Origin of the sequence: Kitasatospora sp. NPDC059571, from assembly GCF_042735675.1 — a bacterium.
Lineage (GTDB): Bacteria > Actinomycetota > Actinomycetes > Streptomycetales > Streptomycetaceae > Kitasatospora.
In genome coordinates this window covers 1-17,653 of record NZ_JBHWBW010000133.1, presented here as the reverse complement: position 1 = coordinate 17,653, position 17,653 = coordinate 1, and the positions used below count along the sequence as shown (strand labels likewise).

Genomic DNA, 17,653 nt, shown 5'->3' with positions numbered 1-17,653 from the left:
CCCCGGCTACTTGTACACCTTCCGGGTTGTGGTCTACATGTTCCCGCCGTAGCCCGCCCCCGGGCCCCGCGAGGGCCCCCGCCGCGGGGGGGGGCCCTCGTGCATCCGCCGGAGAACCGGCGGGCGGATCAGTGCGCCGAGGCGCTGGGGGAGGCGGTGCCGGTCGCGGTGGCGGTGCCGGTGCCGGTCGCGGTCGCCGAGGCGGTCGCGCTGCCGGTGGCGGTCGCCGAGGCCGAGGCGCCCGCGGACGGCGACGCGGCGGCGGTCGCCGAGGCGGTGGCCGACGCGGTGGGCTCGGCCTTCGGGCCGAACGAGGCGTACAGGCCGGTGGCCGGGCGGACGCCCGCCGGGACGGCGGCCTTGCCCGCGGTCTTGAACGAGAAGGTGGTGTCGGCGTAGCCGCCGACCGGCAGCTTGGCCGGCGCCAGGTGCGCGGCCGGCTGGCCCTCGCCGCCGAGCAGCACGGAGCCGCCCACCGGGATGACGATCTCGGAGAGCGCCGCGCCCTTGGCGTCGGTGAAGGTCGCGGAGCCCGCGCCGGCCACCTCGATCGACTGCAGCACCTCCGGGGCGGACCCGGTGTTGCTGATGTTGACGGTGATGTTCGCCGGGGTGGTCGCCTCGGCCGCGCCCTCGGCGGCCGTCCGGGCCGGGGTCACTACGAGGATGTTGTTGAGGCGGAGGGTCGTGCCGATCGACGTCGCCGCGTTGTCCGGCTTGATCTCCAGCGTCGCCGCGTCGTTGCCGGTGGCGCACGCGGACAGCGGGAGGATGGCGGCAAGAACGAGGGCGGCGATGGCGCCGCGTCGAAGGCTCCGGCTCACGGCGGCGACTTCTCCTTGGATGAGGATCACGTATCGGGTGGTCAGCGATCAGACTACCGACCGCCCCTGCCCGCTTCTCACGGGGTGGCCCCGTGTCGCGGCCGGGGCCGCCGTCCGCACCCGCGGCGCGCGCACCGGGGCGCCCGGGACGCCCACGAACCGGTGCAGGTCGCCCGGGGTTCCGACACGGGCGACGGGGCGCCGACGCGGACACGACGCGCACCATGGCAAAAACTCAAGATCCAATCATGGTTTCGGGAGTGTTGCCAGAGGTTTCGCCGAGCCGCTGCACCGCCTCCGACCTGCGGGAAGCCTCCGTCGAACACCGGTCGCAGCACGTCATGGGGGTCCTTGTCAAGCCCTGAGACCGGCCCTGACCTGCGCAAACGCCCTTCGGGTGCGCTCCGAAGCGTGTTATTCTGGAAAGCCACGGAAGGGGTCCTGTCACATGACGTTCAAGGTTGGCGACACGGTGGTCTACCCCCATCACGGGGCTGCGCTGATCGAGGCCATCGAAACTCGCCAGATCAAAGGTGTGGACAAGACCTACCTGGTGCTCAAGGTGCAGCAGGGAGATCTGACGCTGCGCGTTCCCGCCGAGAACGCAGAGTTCGTCGGCGTGCGCGACGTGGTCGGTCAGGAAGGTCTCGACCGGGTCTTCGAGGTGCTGCGCGCGCCGTACACCGAGGAGCCCACCAACTGGTCCCGGCGCTACAAGGCGAACCTCGAGAAGCTCGCCTCGGGCGATGTCATCAAGGTCGCGGAGGTCGTCCGCGACCTGTGGCGCCGCGAGCGCGAGCGCGGTCTGTCGGCCGGTGAGAAGCGGATGCTCGCCAAGGCCCGGCAGATCCTGGTCAGCGAGCTCGCGCTGGCCGAGAACACCAACGAGGACAAGGCGGAGACGCTGCTCGACGAGGTCCTCGCCTCCTGAGGCCTCCGGGCGGCCGTCCTTCGGCGGTCCTCACCACGCCCAGCGCCCGATGTCGGAGATCACCCCGGGGTGATGTCCGGCACGTCGGGCGCTTCGGCGTGTCCGGCCCGGCCCCGTGCGGGGTGTGCTGGAGCACCCGCCCGTCGCACCGGGCGCCCCGCCGCGCTGCCGCGGCGTGCGTGCCCGTACGGGAGGGTCTACTAACGTGCAGTCGGAAGGGGGTCCTGGTGTCCGCCGGTCGGCGCACGCCAAGGCCATACCCACTTCGCCGAAGGAGCGAAACCTGAACGGCACAGCAGCAGTTGCAGCGGTCGTCCCGGCCGCCGGTCGCGGGGAGCGGCTGGGGCCCGGCGCGCCCAAGGCCCTGCGCGAGCTCGGCGGCGTCCCGCTGCTGGTCCACGCGGTGCGCGCACTGGCCCGCAGCCGGGCGGTCGGCCTGGTCGTGGTGGCAGCGCCGCCGGACGGCGTCGCCGACGTGGCCGCCCTGCTGGACGGGCACGGCCTGGACCGGCAGGACGTCCGGGTGGTGGCCGGCGGGGCCACCCGCCAGGAGTCGGTGCGGCTCGGACTGGCCGCGATCCCGGAGGACACCGGGATCGTGCTGGTGCACGACGCGGCGCGCCCGCTCGTCCCGGTCGAGGTGGTGGACGCGGTCGTCGCCGCCGTCCGCGCCGGGGCCGAGGCCGTGGTGCCGGCCGTCCCGCTGGCCGATACGGTCAAGCGCGTCGAGCCGCAGGCGCCCGGGATCCCCGAGCCCGTGCTGGACACCCCCGACCGGGCCGTGCTGCGTGCCGTGCAGACCCCCCAGGGCTTCCGCCGGTCGGCGCTGCACGAGGTGCACGAGAAGGCGCTGGCCGAGGAGTCGGCCGGCGGCCTGCCGCCGGTGACCGACGACGCCGGACTGATCGAGCGCTTCGGCGGCCGGGTGGTCGTGGTGCCCGGCCACGAGGAGGCGTTCAAGGTGACCCGTCCGCTGGACCTCGTACTCGCCGAGGCCGTGCTCGCCCGCAGGAGGGCCTCCGATGGCTTCTGACCCGACCGCCGCGCCGCTGATCCCGCTGGTGGGCATCGGTACGGACGTGCACGCCTTCGAGGCCGGCCGGCCGCTGCGGGTGGCCGGTCTCGACTGGCCCGACTCGCCGTACGGGCTGGCCGGGCACTCGGACGCCGACGTCGCCGCGCACGCCGCCTGCGACGCGCTGTTCTCCGCGGCGGGCGTCGGGGACCTGGGCGCGCACTTCGGCACCGACCGCCCGGAGTGGGCCGGTGCCGCGGGCGTCGCGCTGCTCGCCGAGGCGGCCCGGATCGTGCGCGCCGAGGGTTTCGAGATCGGCAATGTCGCGGTGCAGGTGATCGGGGTCCGGCCGAAGATCGGCAAGCGCCGGGCGGAGGCCCAGGCGACGCTGTCCGCGGCGGTCGGGGCGCCGGTCTCGGTCTCCGGGACGACCACCGACGGACTGGGGCTGACCGGCCGCGCCGAGGGCCTGGCGGCGATCGCCACGGCGCTGGTCTACCGGGTGCGCTGAGCGCGCGTCCGCCCGGCGCGGGCGGACGCCGCCCACCCGTTCGGGTGACCTCTGGAACACATCGGGGCTGACGGGCGCTCAGTAAGGGTGCGTACGCGGCACGCCCGGTAGCGTGACCGCGAGGCATCCGGCCGCGGGTGGCGGCCGTCACAGGCCGAGCAAAGGAGACCCCGATGGCCGCATCCCTGTCGGACCGGGCGAAGAAGCTTCTGGACGGGACGACCTTCGCGGTGCTGTCGACCGTGCAGCCCGACGGCAGCCCGCAGTCGTCCGTCGTCTGGGTGAAGCGGGACGGCGACGACATCCTCTTCTCCACCTTGGAGGGGCGGCGCAAGCACCTCAACATGACGGCCGACCCGCGGATCAGCCTCGTCATCAATCCGCCGGAGCACCCGTACGACTACCTGGAGGCCCGCGGCGCGGTCACCATGACCCGGGCCGGCGGCCGCGACCTGATCAACGAGCTCTCCCGGAAGTACCGAGGTCAGGACTACACCGCCGACGGCCCCGAGGACGTCAGGGTGGTCGTACGGCTCTCCCCCCGCAAGATCGTCGGCAACATCTGACCCGCAGTCCGGGCCGCCGGGCGGCGGCGGCTTCGCGGCGATCTGCCCGCGGAGGTGGCGGGGCACCCCCGTGCGCCCACTACGCTTGACGCTGTGAGCCTTCGCCTGTACGACACCCACGACCGCCAGGTACGCGACTTCGTCCCGCTTGTACCGGGCTGTGTCTCGATCTACCTGTGTGGCGCGACCGTCCAGGCGCCCCCGCACATCGGGCACATCCGGTCCGGCCTCAACTTCGACATCATGCGGCGGTGGTTCGCCTACCGCGGCTACGACGTCACCTTCGTGCGCAATGTCACCGACATCGACGACAAGGTGATCCAGAAGGAGCGCGAGCTCGGCACCCCGTGGTGGCAGATCGCGTACGCCAACGAGCGCGCCTTCAACGACGGTTACACCGCGCTCGGCTGCCTGCCGCCCACGGTGGAGCCGCGTGCCACCGGCCATGTGCCGGAGATGATCGAGATGATGCGCGGCCTGATCGAGCGCGGCCACGCCTACGAGTCGGAGGGCAACGTCTACTTCGACGTGAAGTCCTTCCCCGACTACCTGGCCCTCTCCAACCAGAAGCTGGAGAACCTCCAGCAGCCGTCGGGTGAGGGCGAGACCGGCAAGCGGGACCCGCGCGACTTCGCCATGTGGAAGCGGGCCAAGGAGGGCGAGCCCAGCTGGGAGACCCCCTGGGGCCGCGGCCGCCCGGGCTGGCACCTGGAGTGCTCCGCCATGGCGCACAAGTACCTGGGCAGCGCCTTCGACATCCACGGCGGCGGCCTCGACCTGATCTTCCCGCACCACGAGAACGAGATCGCCCAGTCGAAGGCGTTCGGCGACGAGTTCGCGGCCTTCTGGGTGCACAACGCCTGGGTCACCATGAGCGGCGAGAAGATGAGCAAGTCGCTGGGCAACTCGGTGCTCGTCTCCGAGATGGTCCAGCGCTGGCGCCCGATCGTGCTCCGCTACTACCTGGCTGCCCCGCACTACCGCTCGATGATCGAGTACAGCGAGGACGCGCTGCGCGAGGCTGAGACCGGGTTCGCCCGGATCGAGGGCTTCATCCAGCGCGTGGTGGAGCGCTGCGGCGCGGTCGACGCCGCGCCGGAGGTCCCGCTCGCCTTCGCCGAGGCGATGGACGACGACCTCGGCGTCCCGCAGGCGCTCGCCGTCGTGCACACCGCCGTCCGCCAGGGCAACAGCGCCCTGACCGCGGACGACAAGGAGAGCGCGGTGGCGCGTCTGGCCGAGGTCCGTGCGATGCTCGGAGTGCTGGGCCTCGACCCGCTCGACGAGCAGTGGGCCGGCGCCGACCGCGGCGACGACCTGCACGGCGTGGTCGACTCGCTCGTCCGGCTGGTGCTGGAGCAGCGCCAGGCGGCCAGGGCCCGCAAGGACTTCGCCACCGCGGACGCCATCCGTGACCAGCTCGGCCTGGCCGGGCTGGCGATCGAGGACACCCCGTCCGGCCCCCGCTGGACGATCAGCAACCAGTAGCCCCGTCCACGACGGGGTGAGGGTGGGCCGCAGCCGTTCGACCGGCTACGGCCCATCCTCATGACGAACCTCAAGACGTAGAAGAGACAGGAAGTTCAGCCATGGCCGGCAACAGTGCACGCAGGAACCGCCGCAACCCCGGGTCGAAGAAGGGCGCGAGTGTCGGTACCGGCGGCCACAGCCGGAAGGCACTGCAGGGCAAGGGCCCGACCCCGCCCGGCGAGGCCCGCAAGGGGCACCCGAAGCAGCGGGCCGCCAACGCGGCCCTCAAGCGCGAGCGGGACGCCAAGTCGCGGGCCGGCATGCGCCGCGCCGGCGGCGGCGGCCGGGGCGGCCGCGGCGGCGCCGGTGCCGCCGAGCTGGTCGTCGGCCGCAACTCGGTGGTCGAGGCGCTGCGGGGCGGCGTGCCCGCCACCGCGCTGTACGTGATGCAGTTCATCGACACCGACGACCGGGTGCGCGACGCCTACCAGGCCGCCAACGAGCGCGGCGTGCCGCTCATGGAGGCCCCCCGCGCGCAGCTCGACCAGATGACCGGCGGCCTGAACCACCAGGGCCTGGTCCTCCAGGTTCCGCCGTACGAGTACGCGCACCCCGACGACCTGGTCGCCGACGCGGCCGACAACGGCGAGGCGCCCCTGATCATGGCGCTCGACGGGGTCACCGACTCCCGGAACCTCGGAGCCGTGGTCCGCTCCGCCGCCGCCTTCGGCGCGCACGGCGTGGTCATCCCCGAGCGCCGTGCCGCCGGTATGACCGCCGGCGCCTGGAAGACCTCCTCCGGCGCCGCGGCCCGGCTGCCCGTCGCCCGGGCCACCAACCTGACCCGCGCGCTGGAGGCCTACCAGAAGGCCGGCCTGATGGTCGTCGGCCTGGCCGCCGACGGCGAGGCCGAGATCGGCGACCTCGAGGTGCTCACCGGCCCGGTCGTCGTGGTGGCGGGTTCCGAGGGCAAGGGCCTGTCCCGGCTGGTCTCGGAGACCTGCGACATCCGGGTCCGGATCCCGATGCCGGGTGAGACCGAGTCGCTGAACGCGGGCGTGGCCGCCGGCATCGTGCTCTACGAGGCCGCCCGGATGCGCGCCAAGCAGGGCTGAGGACCGCCCTCGACCGCTTGCTGAGAGGAACCGATCGGGTCCGGCCGGGCCCGATCGGTTTTCTCATGATCACTTCAAATTCGCGCCGCGAATCCACCCGGGAGAGTGTCCTCGGGGGGTGTCACCCGGTTAGAGGGGTGTGGACACCAGAACACCTCGGCGCCCCGGGCAGGGCGGCACGGCGGGGATAGATCCCGGCCCCGACCTCAACACGGTCAAGGTGCCGTCCGACCCCGCGAAGCTCAGCAGCACCCAGGCCAGCTTCCGCATCCGGCTCGCCGCCCCGGTGGCCCCGCTGATCGATGCACCGGGCGCGGCCTTCGGGGATCCCTATGGCATGCACACCGGTGCGTACGGCAGCGTCCACGGGGACGCCTATGCCGGTGCGCACGCCGGTGCCGCCGGGTTCGGCTCGCGCCCGCTGATCACCCCGCAGGTGGTCGTGCCGAGCACCCAGGTCCCGGCCTTCGCCGGCGCGGGTGTCGGTGCCGGGCCGCGCCGCAAGCGCCGGGTCACCACGGTGACCTGGACGGGCCAGGCGGCCCCCGGCGACCTCGCGGCCACCCAGCTGCTGGAGGCCGTCCGGCTGACCACCGTGCCCGCCCCGGCCGGCGCCCCGGCCGGCGCCCCGGCCGGCGCCGAGACCCAGCCGCTGCACGCCGTGCCGCGGCAGTCCGGACCACCGCCCGAGCTGCCGTACGCCGCGCCGCTGACACCCGGCTGGGCACCCAGCGGCGAGCTGCCCGAGGTCTCGGCGGCCGCCCCCGCACCGGGTGACGGCCGGCACGCCTGGCACCCCGGGCGCCGGGTCGACCTCGGCCTGGTCCTTCTGCCGCTGCGCATCGTCCTCGGCTCGCTCTCGGTCTACGCGGGCTTCAGCAAGCTCTGCGACCCGGTGTACTTCGACGGCGGCGACCGCGGTTCGATGATGCGCTGGCTCTCCTCGCTGCACCCGTGGCGGGTCGCCGAGCCACTGCTGGCCTTCGCGATGAACCATCCGGTCGGCGCGGGGCTCGGGGTGGCGTTCACCGAGATCGTGGTGGGCGTGCTCACCATCCTCGGCCTGTGGCAGCGGGCCGCCTCGGCGGCCGCGATGGCGCTCTCGGCGGCCCTGCTGTTCACGGTGAGCTGGCGGGCCGTACCGGTCTACGACGCCCCCGACCTGATCTTCCTGGCCGCGTGGAGCCCGCTGCTGATCGCGGGCGCGCCGTTCGCCTCGCTGGACGGCCGGATCGCCCTGGACGCCTGGCGGCAGTACGGGCCGGAGGCGCCGCGTGCGGTCCGCCGGCGGGTACTGCGCCGCGGCTCCGTGGTGAGCACGGTGGTCGTCGGGCTCACCCTGCTCATCGGGTCGATGCTCGGCGCCGCCGTCCGCACCGGCGGCCAGACCGGCGGGCCCGTGCGGCAGCCCAGTGACTACGGATCCCCGCTGTGGCCCTCCGACGGCGCCTCGCCCTCCCCGTCGCCGACGCCCACGCCCAGCCCGTCGCCGACCCCCACCCGGTCCACCTCGCCCTCTCCGTCCGGCTCGCCCTCCGGCAAGGGGACGAAGTCGAAGTCGACCAGGACACCCGGGAGCACGGGCACGGGCGGCACGTCGAGCCCCGGCCGGTCCGGCCACGGCGGCTCGGGCGGCGGCTCCGGCGGTGCCACGCCGCGGCCCGGCAGCAGCGCCGGTCTGATCGGCGGCGTGCTCGGCAGTGGTCCGATCGGCGGTCTCACGCTCGGCATGGAGCGCACGGGAGGCGACATGACGGCCTGACGGACCGTCCACCGCGCCCCGGCACACCGCGACGGCCCTTCCACCACGGGGTGGGAGGGCCGTCGCCGTGCTGCCGCCGGCGCCGGGGCGGTGCGGCCGGCCGACAACGGGGCCGTCCGGGTCTGTCAGTCGTTCAGGCGGCCGGCGGCGGCGAGCTCCTTGGCGGCTTCGGTGAGGTCCTTGGCGGTGTCGATGGCCCGCCAGTAGCAGCCCTGGGGGAGCTGATAGCCCGCCAGCTGCTTGGCCCGGGCCAGCTGCGGGAAGGTCGTCCGCTCGTGGTCGCCGACCTCGGGCAGCAGGTCGCGGAAGGCCGGACCGAAGACGTACAGGCCGGCGTTGATGAGGAACGGCGACGGCGGCGCCTCGATGAAGTCCAGGACGTTGCCGAACTGGTCGGTCTCCACGGCGCCCCAGGGGATCCGCGGGCGGGCCAGCGCCAGCGTGGCGACGGCGGCCCGCTCGTGGTGGAAGGCGGCCATCTCGCGGAGGCTGAAGCGCGTCCAGATGTCGCCGTTGGTGGCGTACCACGGCTCGCCGGGACGGGGCAGCGCGGCGGAGGCGTACTTCAGGCCACCGCCGCGGCCGAGCGGCTCGTGCTCGATTACCGTGTCGACGCGCAGCGGGAGGTCGGCGGAGGCCAGCCAGTCCTGCAGGACCTCGGCGAGGTGCCCGCAGGAGATCACCACGTCGGTCACGCCCTCGGAGGCCAGCCAGGCCAGTTGGTGGCCGATGATCGGCACGCCCGTGCCGGGGATCTCGACCAGCGGCTTCGGCCGGTCGTCGGTGTAGGGGCGGAGCCGGGAGCCCTGGCCGCCGGCGAGGATGACGGCCTGCGTCACGGCCGGGGCGGGTGAGGCGAGGGCGGCCGCCTGCGGCGGCGTGAGGTCAGCGGTCATAGCCAGAACAATAGGGTCCGCATGCGGCGGACCCCAGTGTTCACAGCGCTTCCCGACGGGAGCGGCGGGCCTCCCGCGCCGGCCGGGCAGCGGCGGGCGCCCACCGCACCGGTGAACGCCCGCCGACGGGGTGTCAGCCCGTGACGCCCGAGGCGAACGAGCCGTCGCAGACCGGGCGGGCGAAGGAACGGGCCCGCTGCACGTCGCCCTGGTACTTGCGGACCGCCTCGCGGCCGAGATCGGCCGCGAGCGAGGTGCAGTACGGGGTGAGCGAGGGCTTCTCGCGCATCGTCCGCTCCAGCAGGTCGAGCGCGGTGCCGGGGTTGTGGGCGCGCAGCTCCTCCAGCAGGTCGGCGCGGAGCGCGTCCTGCGGGGCGAGGCCCTGGGTGTCCGCGACCGTCGCGGAGCGGCCGATGCTGCCGTCACCGCTGGACGCCGCGACCACCTGCTGGTCGAGCCCGGTCGGCGGTGCCCACGGAACCCGGGTCACGGCGAGGGTGCCGGTGGTCACCAGGATCACCGGCAGGGTGAGGGCCACGGTCTGGCCGATGCGGCGTAGGAGCTGTTTCACGCACAGGAGCGTAGCGGTGGGTAGCGGCCGACATGCATTCCGTTACACCAATGAGTGACACGTGTCCCGTTTTGTTCCGCCGCCAGGTTGACGCTGCGCCGCGCGGGGCCCGCGGTGACCGGTGCCGGCCGGTCGGGCCCGGCAGGTCCGGAGGCCGTCCGGCCCGGACGGCGACGGCCCCCGCCGCGGTGCGAGCGGGGTGCTCGCGGTGCGACGGGGGCCCGTGCGTGGCGGTGCCGGGGCCTTACTTGCTCAGGCGCTCGCCGGTGCTCTTGGAGAAGACGTGGGTCTCGCCGCCGGTCGGGACGACGTGGACCGTCTCGCCCTTCTGCGGGATCTGGCGGCCGTGGACGCGGACGACCAGGTCGGTGTCCTCGCCGCCGATCTTCGTGGTGCCGTAGACGAAGCCGTCCGCGCCGAGCTCCTCGACGACGTTGACGGTGACCGCGACGCCCTCGATGCCGCCGCCCTGGACGATCTCGAAGTGCTCCGGGCGGATGCCGACGGTGACCGTCTTGTCCGAGCCGGCGCCGGCCAGGTCCTCGCGGGAGATGTTGATGACCGAGCCGCCGAACTTCACGCCGCCGTCGACCAGCGGGACGTCCACCAGGTTCATCGCGGGGGAGCCGATGAAGCCGGCGACGAAGACGTTGGCGGGCTTGTCGTACATCTTGCGGGGGGCGTCGACCTGCTGCAGCAGACCGTCCTTGAGCACCGCGACGCGGTCGCCCATGGTCATGGCCTCGGTCTGGTCGTGGGTGACGTAGACCGTGGTGATGCCCAGGCGGCGCTGCAGGCCGGCGATCTGGGTACGGGTGGAGACGCGGAGCTTGGCGTCGAGGTTCGACAGCGGCTCGTCCATGAGGAAGACCTGCGGCTCGCGGACGATCGCGCGGCCCATGGCGACACGCTGGCGCTGACCGCCGGAGAGCGCCTTCGGCTTGCGGTCCAGGTACTGGGTCAGGTCGAGGATCTTCGCGGCCTCCTCGACCTTCGCGCGGATCTCGGCCTTGTTCACGCCGGCGATCTTCAGGGCGAAGCCCATGTTGTCCGCGACGGTCATGTGCGGGTAGAGCGCGTAGTTCTGGAACACCATGGCGATGTCCCGGTCCTTCGGCGGGAGGTGGGTGACGTCGCGGTCGCCGATGCGGATGGCGCCGCCGTTCACGTCCTCCAGGCCCGCCAGCATGCGGAGGCTGGTCGACTTGCCACAACCGGAGGGGCCGACCAGGACGAGGAACTCGCCGTCCTCGACGTGCAGGTCCAGGGCGTCGACGGCGGGCTTGGTGCCGCCCGGGTACAGACGGGTCGCCTTGTCGAACGTGACAGAAGCCATGGCTGTGCTCTCCTTCACCGGCAGGAACGTGCCGGACGATCCGAGTAAAGGTTGGATTGTCTGGCCGGCGTGCACGGGCGTGGTCTGCACCGGGCGAGCCGACTCCCCGCGACGGTACCCGTACGTTCATCCGGTTGTCAGCCCCTGCCGGTGGCCGAATTCGGCATCGGCCGGATCACAAGCCGGACACACCGCCCAAACCGACCCGGCCCGACGGAGATCTTGCACGACTCAACCACCCCCACTGGCCCGCCCCCGCCCGCTACACTGCCCGTGGTACCGCCGTGGCCTGCCGCGGACGGTCACCGTGCCTCCTTAGCTCAGCTGGCCAGAGCACCGCTCTTGTAAAGCGGGGGTCGTCGGTTCGAACCCGACAGGGGGCTCGTTTGTTTGATCAGGTCAGCGGCCTGGCGAACACGGAAGGGCCCCGGACCGTCATCGGTCCGGGGCCCTTCTGCATCGAGACCCGACCTCAGTGGCCGGTCCACGGGGCTCATCGCCCCCTGCTCGCTACTTCACGGCGTAGGCGCGCAGCACGGTCTGGCTGACCGTGTTGCCCGCGCTGTCGTGGGCGGTGGCGCGGATCGACACGTACCCGGCCGAGCCGGGCGCCCTGACGTCCGCGGTCCAGTGGCCGTCGGCGGTCTTCCGCAGGGCGAGCGGGGTCCAGTGCGCGCCCTCGTCGTAGGAGACCTGCAGCGCCGCTCGGTCGACCGTCCCGGCTCCGGTGACGTCGGGCAGGTGGGAGGCGGTCAGGGTGAGCGCGGACCGCCGGCCCGTCGTGCCGGCCGGGTCGGTGGTGACGCCGTAGTCGAGCTGGATCAGCGGGAGGTCGGCGTAGCCGTTCCCGGAGGTGAATCCCCATTCGGTCCGGGTGGCCGTCGAGGTGGGGAACACCGTGCTCTGGGCGGTCTCGGCGACCAGCCGGTAGCGCAGCGGGTCCGGGCGGACCGGGGTGAAGGTGTTGAGCTGCTGGTGGTCGGTCGACTTGACGAGGGTGTCGCCCTGGTAGAGCGAGACCGTCTCGTGCAGCTGGTCCGGGGTCGACTGCCAGTCGCCGAAGTCGTAGCCGGTGTGGCCGTTGCCCCCGTCGCCCCAGGCCGGGATGTTGAGGGAGAAGTAGTCCCCCTGCCGGTTGGGCAGCACGCTGTCGCCCAGCCTCGGGTGGATCACCGGGGAGAACCACTGGTCGTCGGCCCGGGAGCCGGGCTTCGGGTCGACGAGCTGCGCGCGCTCCTCGACCACATCGGTGATGCCGGACTGCTCGTACCAGGTGAAGGCGCCGTGGCCCGGGGTGACCCAGTCGGTACGTGCCGTCCCGAGCGACTGGCGCTGGTCGAAGCCGACCGCGTACTGGTCGAAGTCCTGCAGGTCGTACCGGCCGTTGTAGCCGGGCGCGTCGGGCCGGCCGGCGAAACGGGAGTCGAACCGGGCGAGGTCGCGCTCCGTCGGACGGTACGTCATGTCGGCCGCCGGGACCGCGCCGTCGTGCCGCTCCACCAGGTCGTAGACGTACGGCGAGGAGGGGGTCGAGGTGACCTCCAGCCGCAGACCCGGCCGAGCGGCCGCCGCGATCAGTGCGGCGCCCTCGCTCGATCCCAGGCTCGCGACCTCGATCGGGCTCCGGCTGACGTAGTCCGCGCCGCCGTACCAGCTGTTGAGCCGGCCGGCGGTGTCGTTGACGACCAGCAGCAGCGCGGCCCCCGCCGCGGTGGCGGCCGCGACCTGGGCGTTGTTGGCCGCGACCTGGTCGGCGAGGTTCGCCTTCCGGGAGAACGTGACGACCACGGCCTTGCCTGCGGCGTCCAGTCCGGCGTAGTCCGAGGCCAGGCCCTGCCCGGCGGAGACCACTCCCAGCCTGCGGGTGCCGGCCGGGAGCATCGAACTGCCGCTCATGACCATGAGGTTGGGGAAGTCCCCGGCCGCGGTGTCCAGGCCGTGGGAGCCGGGCCCGTCGGCCGTGAGGGCCAGCGGCGGCGCGCCCCTGCGCCAGCGGGTGTCGAAGTGGAAGCTGCCGTTGGTCACCGGAGCGGTGCTCTGCGCCCAGACACTGGTGTAGGAGACCGGCACCATGTAGTTCCCGTTGAGGACACCGCCGTCGGCGGTGGTCCGGTTCCACTCGACCCGCAGCTCCTGATCGGCGGAGGCCTTCGGGGTCACCGCGGAGACCCGGTGCGCCCGGCGGGCGTCCAGGCCGGCGGTGCGGTCCTGGTCGAGGGCGATCTGCGGCACGGACAGCACGCCCAGGCCGAGGTCCTCGGGCCCGGCCGCGCCCGGCAGGTCCGCGTACATCAGCAGCGAGTACTCGCCCTTCGGCAGGCGCAGCGCGGTGGTGCCGGAGTCCGGGATCTGGATCTGGATCGGGTTCGGGTCGCCGGTCCGGTAGATCGCCGCGTAGCCGGAGAGCGGCTTGCCGGCGCGGTCGGTCGCGTTGACGGTGAGGTTGTAGCGCTCCGGCTCGCGGTCGAGGCCGATCAGGGTGTGCGCCACCACGGCGCCGGTGGCGTCGGTCGCCTCGACCTGGCCGTCCGTCACTCCGTAGGCGGCGGCGGTCGGGTCCGCGGTGACGGTCACCTGCGCGGTGCCGCGGGCCGGGACGGTGACGGTGGGCGCCGAGAGCGCGAAGACGCCGGCCGCGGCTGCTGTGCCGTCCGGTGCGGTGCCCTTGGCCGCCAGGTTGAGCGTGACGTCGGCGCCACCGCCGTTGGTGTAGGTGACGGTCCGCGACGACGGCCTGTCCGCGGTGTGCGGCCAGGAGAAGAAGCCCGACCAGGCACTGGCGGACGCGGTGACGGTGCCGAGCAGGGCGGCCTTGGCGTCCACGCGGCCCGCACCGCCGTCGGTCACCGCGATGCCGGCGGTCTCCCTGCTCGTACTGACCAGCGCGTCCTTGATCCGCTGGCCGGTCCAGTCGGGGTGCTCCTCGGCGAGCAGCGCGGCGGCGCCCGCCACGTGCGGGGTCGCCATCGAGGTGCCGCTGGCGGTGGTGTAGTACTGGCCCGCCGGGGTGCCCATGGTGGTGCCGTCCGCGCGGGCGGCCAGGATGTCCACGCCGGGCCCGGTGATCTCGGGCTTGAGGCCGCCGTCCGGGATCCGCGGGCCCGTGCTGGAGAACCAGGCGAGTCGGTCGCCGGAGTCCACCGCGCCCACGGTCAGGGCGGAGGCGGCCGCGCCGGGCGAGCCGATGCCGCCCGCGCCCGAGTTGCCTGCCGCGATGACGAACAGGGCACCGGTGGAGGCGCTCAGGTCGTTGACCGCCTGGCTCATCGGGTCGGTGCCGTCGCTGGGTTCGGGGGATCCCAGGCTCATGCTGATGACCTTGGCGTGCTCGGTCTGCGCCGCCCACTGCATGCCGGCGATGATCCAGGACTCGTCGCCGGAGCCCTCGTTGCTGAGCACCTTGCCGACGAGCAGGTGGGAGCCGGGGGCGACGCCCTTCTCCTTGCCGCCCGAGGCCGCGCCGGTGCCGGCGACGGTGGACGCGGTGTGGGTGCCGTGGCCGTGGTGGTCGGCGACGTCCTCGCCGGGGACGAAGCTCTGCGCGGCGGCGACCTGGCCGACCAGGTCGGGATGGGCGGCGTCGATGCCGGTGTCCAGGACGGCGACGTCGACACCCTTGCCGTCGACGCCCGCGCTCCACGCGTCCGGTGCGCCGATCTGGGCGGTGCTCTGCGCGAGGGTGGCCCTGACCTTCCCGTCCAGCCAGATGTGGCTGATGTGGTCGCCGAAGACCGCCGGTCCGGGTGCGGACCGCGCCTGCGGCACCGCCGTGTTCCCGGCCGCGGTCCGCTGATCGGCACGGGACCTGGCCCGCGCCACCGAGTCCGCGGGCGTGAGGTCCTTCCAGAGGCCGGCTGCCCGCGCTCGGTCGGCCGACGCCGCCGCGCCGCCGATCGCCGGCAGGGGCCGCTGCGCGGTCAGTCCGGCGGGCGGGGCGGGCACGCTGCGCGCGGTGCTGTCGTACTGGACGATGAGCGGCAGCGCCGGCGTCCGCGCGTCGTCGTAGCCGTCGGCTATGAGCCGGGTGACGTCGAACAGGCGCTGGTCCAGCACGCCCGCGGCGAGGTAGGGCAGCGCCTCGGTCGGATAGACGTACAGGTCCTTGCCCACCTGCTGGGTCTGGACGCCGCCGGTCAGGGTGGCCGGGCGCCGGACGTCGGCGACGCTGTGCCCGTCGGCGAGGGTGGTGACGGTGACCCTGTCGCCGGTGATCAGGGTGACGGTGTGGGTGCCCGGGAGGGCGGGGGCCTGGGCGGCATCGGCCTGGGTGGTGGCCTGCCCGCCTGCGTACGCACCTGACGAGGTTGCCGCCAGGACCACGACGGCCGCGCCGAGGGCCAGCAGCCCTCTGCGGCGTGGGGTTGAAGATGGCACGGGAATGCCCTCCGGAAGGTGGGGCGAACGGGAGTGCTGGACATTCTTGGTGATCCGTCAGGTGGGGCGAACTCAATTGCCGGGCGGCCTACCGCCTTGGCGGAAGCCCGCCGTCCGGTACCGGACGGTCGCCCCGTGCCACGCCGTCCCCTCGGGCGGTCGGCCGTTGCGGGCCCCTTGCCGGTCCGGCCGAGCCCCGGACCCCGCGTCGTTCCGGTCCGTCGGCGCACCGCGGCGGCGCCGTCCGCCGACCGCGGTGGTCCGCCTGCACGGCGGCCTCGACCTGCGGTTATGGTCCTCGGCATGAGTGTTGTGGTGAGGATGCTGGTGGCCGTGGCGGTGGGCGCTGCGGTGTTTGTCGCGCTGGGGTGGCTCGGCGGGTGGGAGGGGCTGCGGGGGATCGCCGGGCCGGCCGTGGTGGGGGTGTGCTGCGGAGTGGCGGCAGCGACCCGGGCGCGCAGCTGAGGGAACGAGCGCGGGCCGCTCCCCGGTGAGTGGGGCGCGGCCCGGTCGGCGCGGGTTCAGGAAGGTTTGCGCGGGTTCAGCAGGGTTTGCGCCAGGCGTCGAGTTCCTTGTGCTTGGCCATGGAGCTGAGGCCGAGGGAGCGGGCCCGCCCGCAGAAGTCGGCCGGCTGCACGTTGTACTCGACGTGCAGCACCGCCTTGTTCTGCTTGATGAACGGGGTGAGCGCGGCGCACTCGTCGAACTCGGCGCACTGCTCGTCCACCGAGAAGTCGAACACGTCCACCAGCGCCGGGATCTGCGCCAGGTCGTTCTTCAACCCCACGCCGAGGCCGCGCTCGTGGGCCAGGTCGGCGATCATGCGGTTGAACCTGAGCTGGTCGTCCGCGGTGAGCGGGAACCCGGTCTTGTTGGCGTAGCCCTCGACCAGGTCCGGCTCGACCGCGTCGAAGCCCTTGTCCCGGCACATGTCGAAGCGGGCCCCCATCAGCGTCCGCAGCTTGTCCAACTGCCTGATGTCGAGCCAGCGTTCGCCGTCCCAGCCGTCGCCCGAGCCGCGGACCGACTCCGGGAACGCCCCCGCGTCGGAGCGGAAGCTCTCCCACGCGCCGACGTTGATGTAGCAGATCACCTTGCGGCCCTTGGCGTGCAGCGCGGAGACCACCCCGGCGTCGTTCTCGAAGCCGTCGATGTCGTACACCGGCACGTCCACCGACTGGTCGACCTTGCCGCCGAGCTGCCACTGCCAGGCGACCCCGGCCGGCGGGTGCCAGACCGCCCCGCCGCCGGACCGTCCGGACGGCTTGCCCGTGCCCGAGGGCCCGGCGGTGCCGGACGGGTCCGGCGAACCGTCCGGCGAGGGCGAGCCCGCGGACCCCGAGGCGGACGGCCCCGGGGTGCCGGCGGACGGCGGTGCGGCCGTCGGGTCGTCCGCCGCGTCGCCGCCGTCCCCGTCACTGCTGGAACAGCCCGCCGCGAACAGCAGCCCGGCCGCCGCGAGGGCGGCGAACGCCGTCCTCGCGCTGCGCCGGCCGCCCGACCGGCGGTCCGTGGATCGGCTCATCGGGCGGACTCCGCCCCGCGCGGGGCCGGGGGCAGCCCGAACGGCAGTCCGCCCCACGGGTTGGCCCCGTCGGCGGGCACCGCGCAGCCGAGCCCCACGCCCCGGACGGCGGCGAGGTGGCCGACCATGTCGGCCGCGGCCACCGGAACGCCGTACACCAGGTGGCAGAACCGCGCCGGCGGGTGGCGCTTGGTCCACGGCGGCGGTTCGAGCTCCTGGTAGTCCTTCCAGTCGCCCTCGAAGGTGACCAGGCAGTCCGCCAGCCCCACGTCGGCGTACTCCGGGTCCGGGTGGCTGCCGTGCCCGAGGACGACGGTGCCGCAGCCCGCCGCCCGGGCCGCGGTGGCCAGCCGGCGGTAGTGCGGCAGCGCGTCCGGATGGGCCGACACCTGGTCGAAGTACACCCCGTCGACGCCGTACCACTCGCGGTGGTGCAGCAGGTCGGTGGTGACCTCGGCGTGCGGCCGCCGCCCGTAGGCGGTGTCCGCGTAGCCGAGGACCTGGATGCCCGACCGGTGGAGCTTGTCAGCCGCGGCCGCGAAGGCGTGGTCCGGCGCGGGGCCGGGCCCGTCCGCGACGTTGAGCACGACGGCGCCGATCCGGTCGGGCCCGGCCGCGGCGACCGCCTGCCAGATCTCCGGTTCGACGGCCGGGTGGACGTACAGCGGCACCAGCAGGCGCATCCTCTGACGGCTGTCTCTTATACACAAATGACGCTGCCGACGATATTAGGAGTGTATATATATTTTGTCGCCGT

15 protein-coding genes and 1 tRNA gene are annotated in these 17,653 nt (G+C 73.4%); 9 read left to right on the top strand and 7 right to left on the bottom strand.

All coding sequences use genetic code 11. The features are described 5' to 3' along the window. Nucleotides 1–128: 128 nt before the first annotated feature. Nucleotides 129–824, bottom strand: a complete 696-nt coding sequence (locus ACFV0G_RS17345) for a DUF461 domain-containing protein (RefSeq protein ID WP_380547676.1) — start codon at nt 822–824, stop codon at nt 129–131. 448 nt (nt 825–1,272) lie between these two features. Here ACFV0G_RS17345 and ACFV0G_RS17340 point away from each other — a divergent pair, with 448 nt between their 5' ends. The 7 genes from ACFV0G_RS17340 (at nt 1,273) to ACFV0G_RS17310 (ending at nt 8,194) form a co-directional block, all read left to right on the top strand. Further along, nucleotides 1,273–1,755 (top strand): CarD family transcriptional regulator, encoded by a 483-nt coding sequence (locus tag ACFV0G_RS17340; RefSeq protein ID WP_014136563.1) that lies wholly within the window; start codon nt 1,273–1,275, stop codon nt 1,753–1,755. 256 nt (nt 1,756–2,011) lie between these two features. Further along, entirely contained in the window at nt 2,012–2,788 is a 777-nt protein-coding gene (gene ispD, locus ACFV0G_RS17335) for a 2-C-methyl-D-erythritol 4-phosphate cytidylyltransferase (protein WP_380547679.1), read from the top strand. After that, nucleotides 2,778–3,281: a 2-C-methyl-D-erythritol 2,4-cyclodiphosphate synthase gene (gene ispF / locus ACFV0G_RS17330; protein ID WP_380547673.1), complete on the top strand. Its 504-nt coding sequence runs from the start codon at nt 2,778–2,780 to the stop codon at nt 3,279–3,281. The genes ispD and ispF overlap by 11 nt, the downstream gene beginning before the upstream one ends. A 173-nt stretch (nt 3,282–3,454) precedes the next feature. Further along, nucleotides 3,455–3,847 (top strand): PPOX class F420-dependent oxidoreductase, encoded by a 393-nt coding sequence (locus tag ACFV0G_RS17325; RefSeq protein ID WP_380547670.1) that lies wholly within the window; start codon nt 3,455–3,457, stop codon nt 3,845–3,847. 93 nt (nt 3,848–3,940) lie between these two features. Next, complete coding sequence (cysS, locus tag ACFV0G_RS17320; protein WP_380547667.1) at nt 3,941–5,335, top strand: cysteine--tRNA ligase; 1,395 nt, start codon at nt 3,941–3,943, stop codon at nt 5,333–5,335. 101 nt (nt 5,336–5,436) lie between these two features. Then, nucleotides 5,437–6,432 carry a 23S rRNA (guanosine(2251)-2'-O)-methyltransferase RlmB gene (gene rlmB, locus ACFV0G_RS17315; protein WP_380547664.1) on the top strand — a complete coding sequence of 332 codons (996 nt, stop codon included), beginning with the start codon at nt 5,437–5,439 and terminating at the stop codon, nt 6,430–6,432. Nucleotides 6,433–6,571: 139 nt separating this feature from the next. Further along, complete coding sequence (locus ACFV0G_RS17310; RefSeq protein ID WP_380547661.1) at nt 6,572–8,194, top strand: DoxX family protein; 1,623 nt, start codon at nt 6,572–6,574, stop codon at nt 8,192–8,194. Nucleotides 8,195–8,319: 125 nt separating this feature from the next. Here ACFV0G_RS17310 and ACFV0G_RS17305 read toward each other — a convergent pair whose 3' ends face one another. The 3 genes from ACFV0G_RS17305 to ACFV0G_RS17295 all read right to left on the bottom strand — a co-directional run bounded on the left by ACFV0G_RS17305 (nt 8,320) and on the right by ACFV0G_RS17295 (nt 10,997). Then, nucleotides 8,320–9,090 carry an NDP-sugar synthase gene (locus ACFV0G_RS17305; RefSeq protein ID WP_380547658.1) on the bottom strand — a complete coding sequence of 257 codons (771 nt, stop codon included), beginning with the start codon at nt 9,088–9,090 and terminating at the stop codon, nt 8,320–8,322. A gap of 133 nt (nt 9,091–9,223) precedes the next feature. After that, a complete protein-coding gene (locus ACFV0G_RS17300) occupies nt 9,224–9,661 on the bottom strand; it encodes a hypothetical protein (RefSeq protein WP_380547655.1) in 438 nt (145 codons plus the stop codon). Nucleotides 9,662–9,905: 244 nt separating this feature from the next. Next, nucleotides 9,906–10,997, bottom strand: coding sequence for an ABC transporter ATP-binding protein (locus ACFV0G_RS17295; RefSeq protein ID WP_380547652.1), 1,092 nt, complete (start codon nt 10,995–10,997; stop codon nt 9,906–9,908). A 309-nt stretch (nt 10,998–11,306) separates the two neighbouring features. Between ACFV0G_RS17295 and ACFV0G_RS17290 the strand changes: the two genes are divergently transcribed. Next, nucleotides 11,307–11,380: transfer RNA gene (locus tag ACFV0G_RS17290), tRNA-Thr, on the top strand. Between the two features lie 127 nt (nt 11,381–11,507). Here ACFV0G_RS17290 and ACFV0G_RS17285 read toward each other — a convergent pair. Beyond that, complete coding sequence (locus ACFV0G_RS17285; RefSeq protein ID WP_380547649.1) at nt 11,508–15,371, bottom strand: S8 family serine peptidase; 3,864 nt, start codon at nt 15,369–15,371, stop codon at nt 11,508–11,510. Nucleotides 15,372–15,674: 303 nt separating this feature from the next. Here ACFV0G_RS17285 and ACFV0G_RS17280 point away from each other — a divergent pair, with 303 nt between their 5' ends. Next, complete coding sequence (locus ACFV0G_RS17280) at nt 15,675–15,836, top strand: hypothetical protein (RefSeq protein WP_380547646.1); 162 nt, start codon at nt 15,675–15,677, stop codon at nt 15,834–15,836. 76 nt (nt 15,837–15,912) lie between these two features. On the opposite strand, the gene ACFV0G_RS17275 is transcribed toward ACFV0G_RS17280, so the two are convergent. Both ACFV0G_RS17275 and ACFV0G_RS17270 read right to left on the bottom strand, forming a co-directional pair. Next, the gene (locus tag ACFV0G_RS17275; RefSeq protein ID WP_380547643.1) at nt 15,913–16,896 is read right to left on the bottom strand and encodes an endo alpha-1,4 polygalactosaminidase; all 984 of its coding nucleotides are present in this window, start codon (nt 16,894–16,896) and stop codon (nt 15,913–15,915) included. After that, the gene (locus ACFV0G_RS17270) at nt 16,893–17,579 is read right to left on the bottom strand and encodes a spherulation-specific family 4 protein (RefSeq protein WP_380547640.1); all 687 of its coding nucleotides are present in this window, start codon (nt 17,577–17,579) and stop codon (nt 16,893–16,895) included. The genes ACFV0G_RS17275 and ACFV0G_RS17270 overlap by 4 nt, the downstream gene beginning before the upstream one ends. Nucleotides 17,580–17,653: the final 74 nt, after the last annotated feature.

Bases quoted from the DNA above. Each gene is read 5' to 3' on its own strand.
- ACFV0G_RS17340 (WP_014136563.1), top strand. From the start codon at position 1,273: ATGACGTTCAAGGTTGGCGACACGGTGGTCTACCCCCATCACGGGGCT.
- ispF (WP_380547673.1), top strand. From the start codon at position 2,778: ATGGCTTCTGACCCGACCGCCGCGCCGCTGATCCCGCTGGTGGGCATC.
- ACFV0G_RS17325 (WP_380547670.1), top strand. From the start codon at position 3,455: ATGGCCGCATCCCTGTCGGACCGGGCGAAGAAGCTTCTGGACGGGACG.
- rlmB (WP_380547664.1), top strand. From the start codon at position 5,437: ATGGCCGGCAACAGTGCACGCAGGAACCGCCGCAACCCCGGGTCGAAG.
- ACFV0G_RS17305 (WP_380547658.1), bottom strand. From the start codon at position 9,090: ATGACCGCTGACCTCACGCCGCCGCAGGCGGCCGCCCTCGCCTCACCC.
- ACFV0G_RS17295 (WP_380547652.1), bottom strand. From the start codon at position 10,997: ATGGCTTCTGTCACGTTCGACAAGGCGACCCGTCTGTACCCGGGCGGC.
- ACFV0G_RS17280 (WP_380547646.1), top strand. From the start codon at position 15,675: ATGAGTGTTGTGGTGAGGATGCTGGTGGCCGTGGCGGTGGGCGCTGCG.
- ACFV0G_RS17275 (WP_380547643.1), bottom strand. From the start codon at position 16,896: ATGAGCCGATCCACGGACCGCCGGTCGGGCGGCCGGCGCAGCGCGAGG.
- ACFV0G_RS17270 (WP_380547640.1), bottom strand. From the start codon at position 17,579: ATGCGCCTGCTGGTGCCGCTGTACGTCCACCCGGCCGTCGAACCGGAG.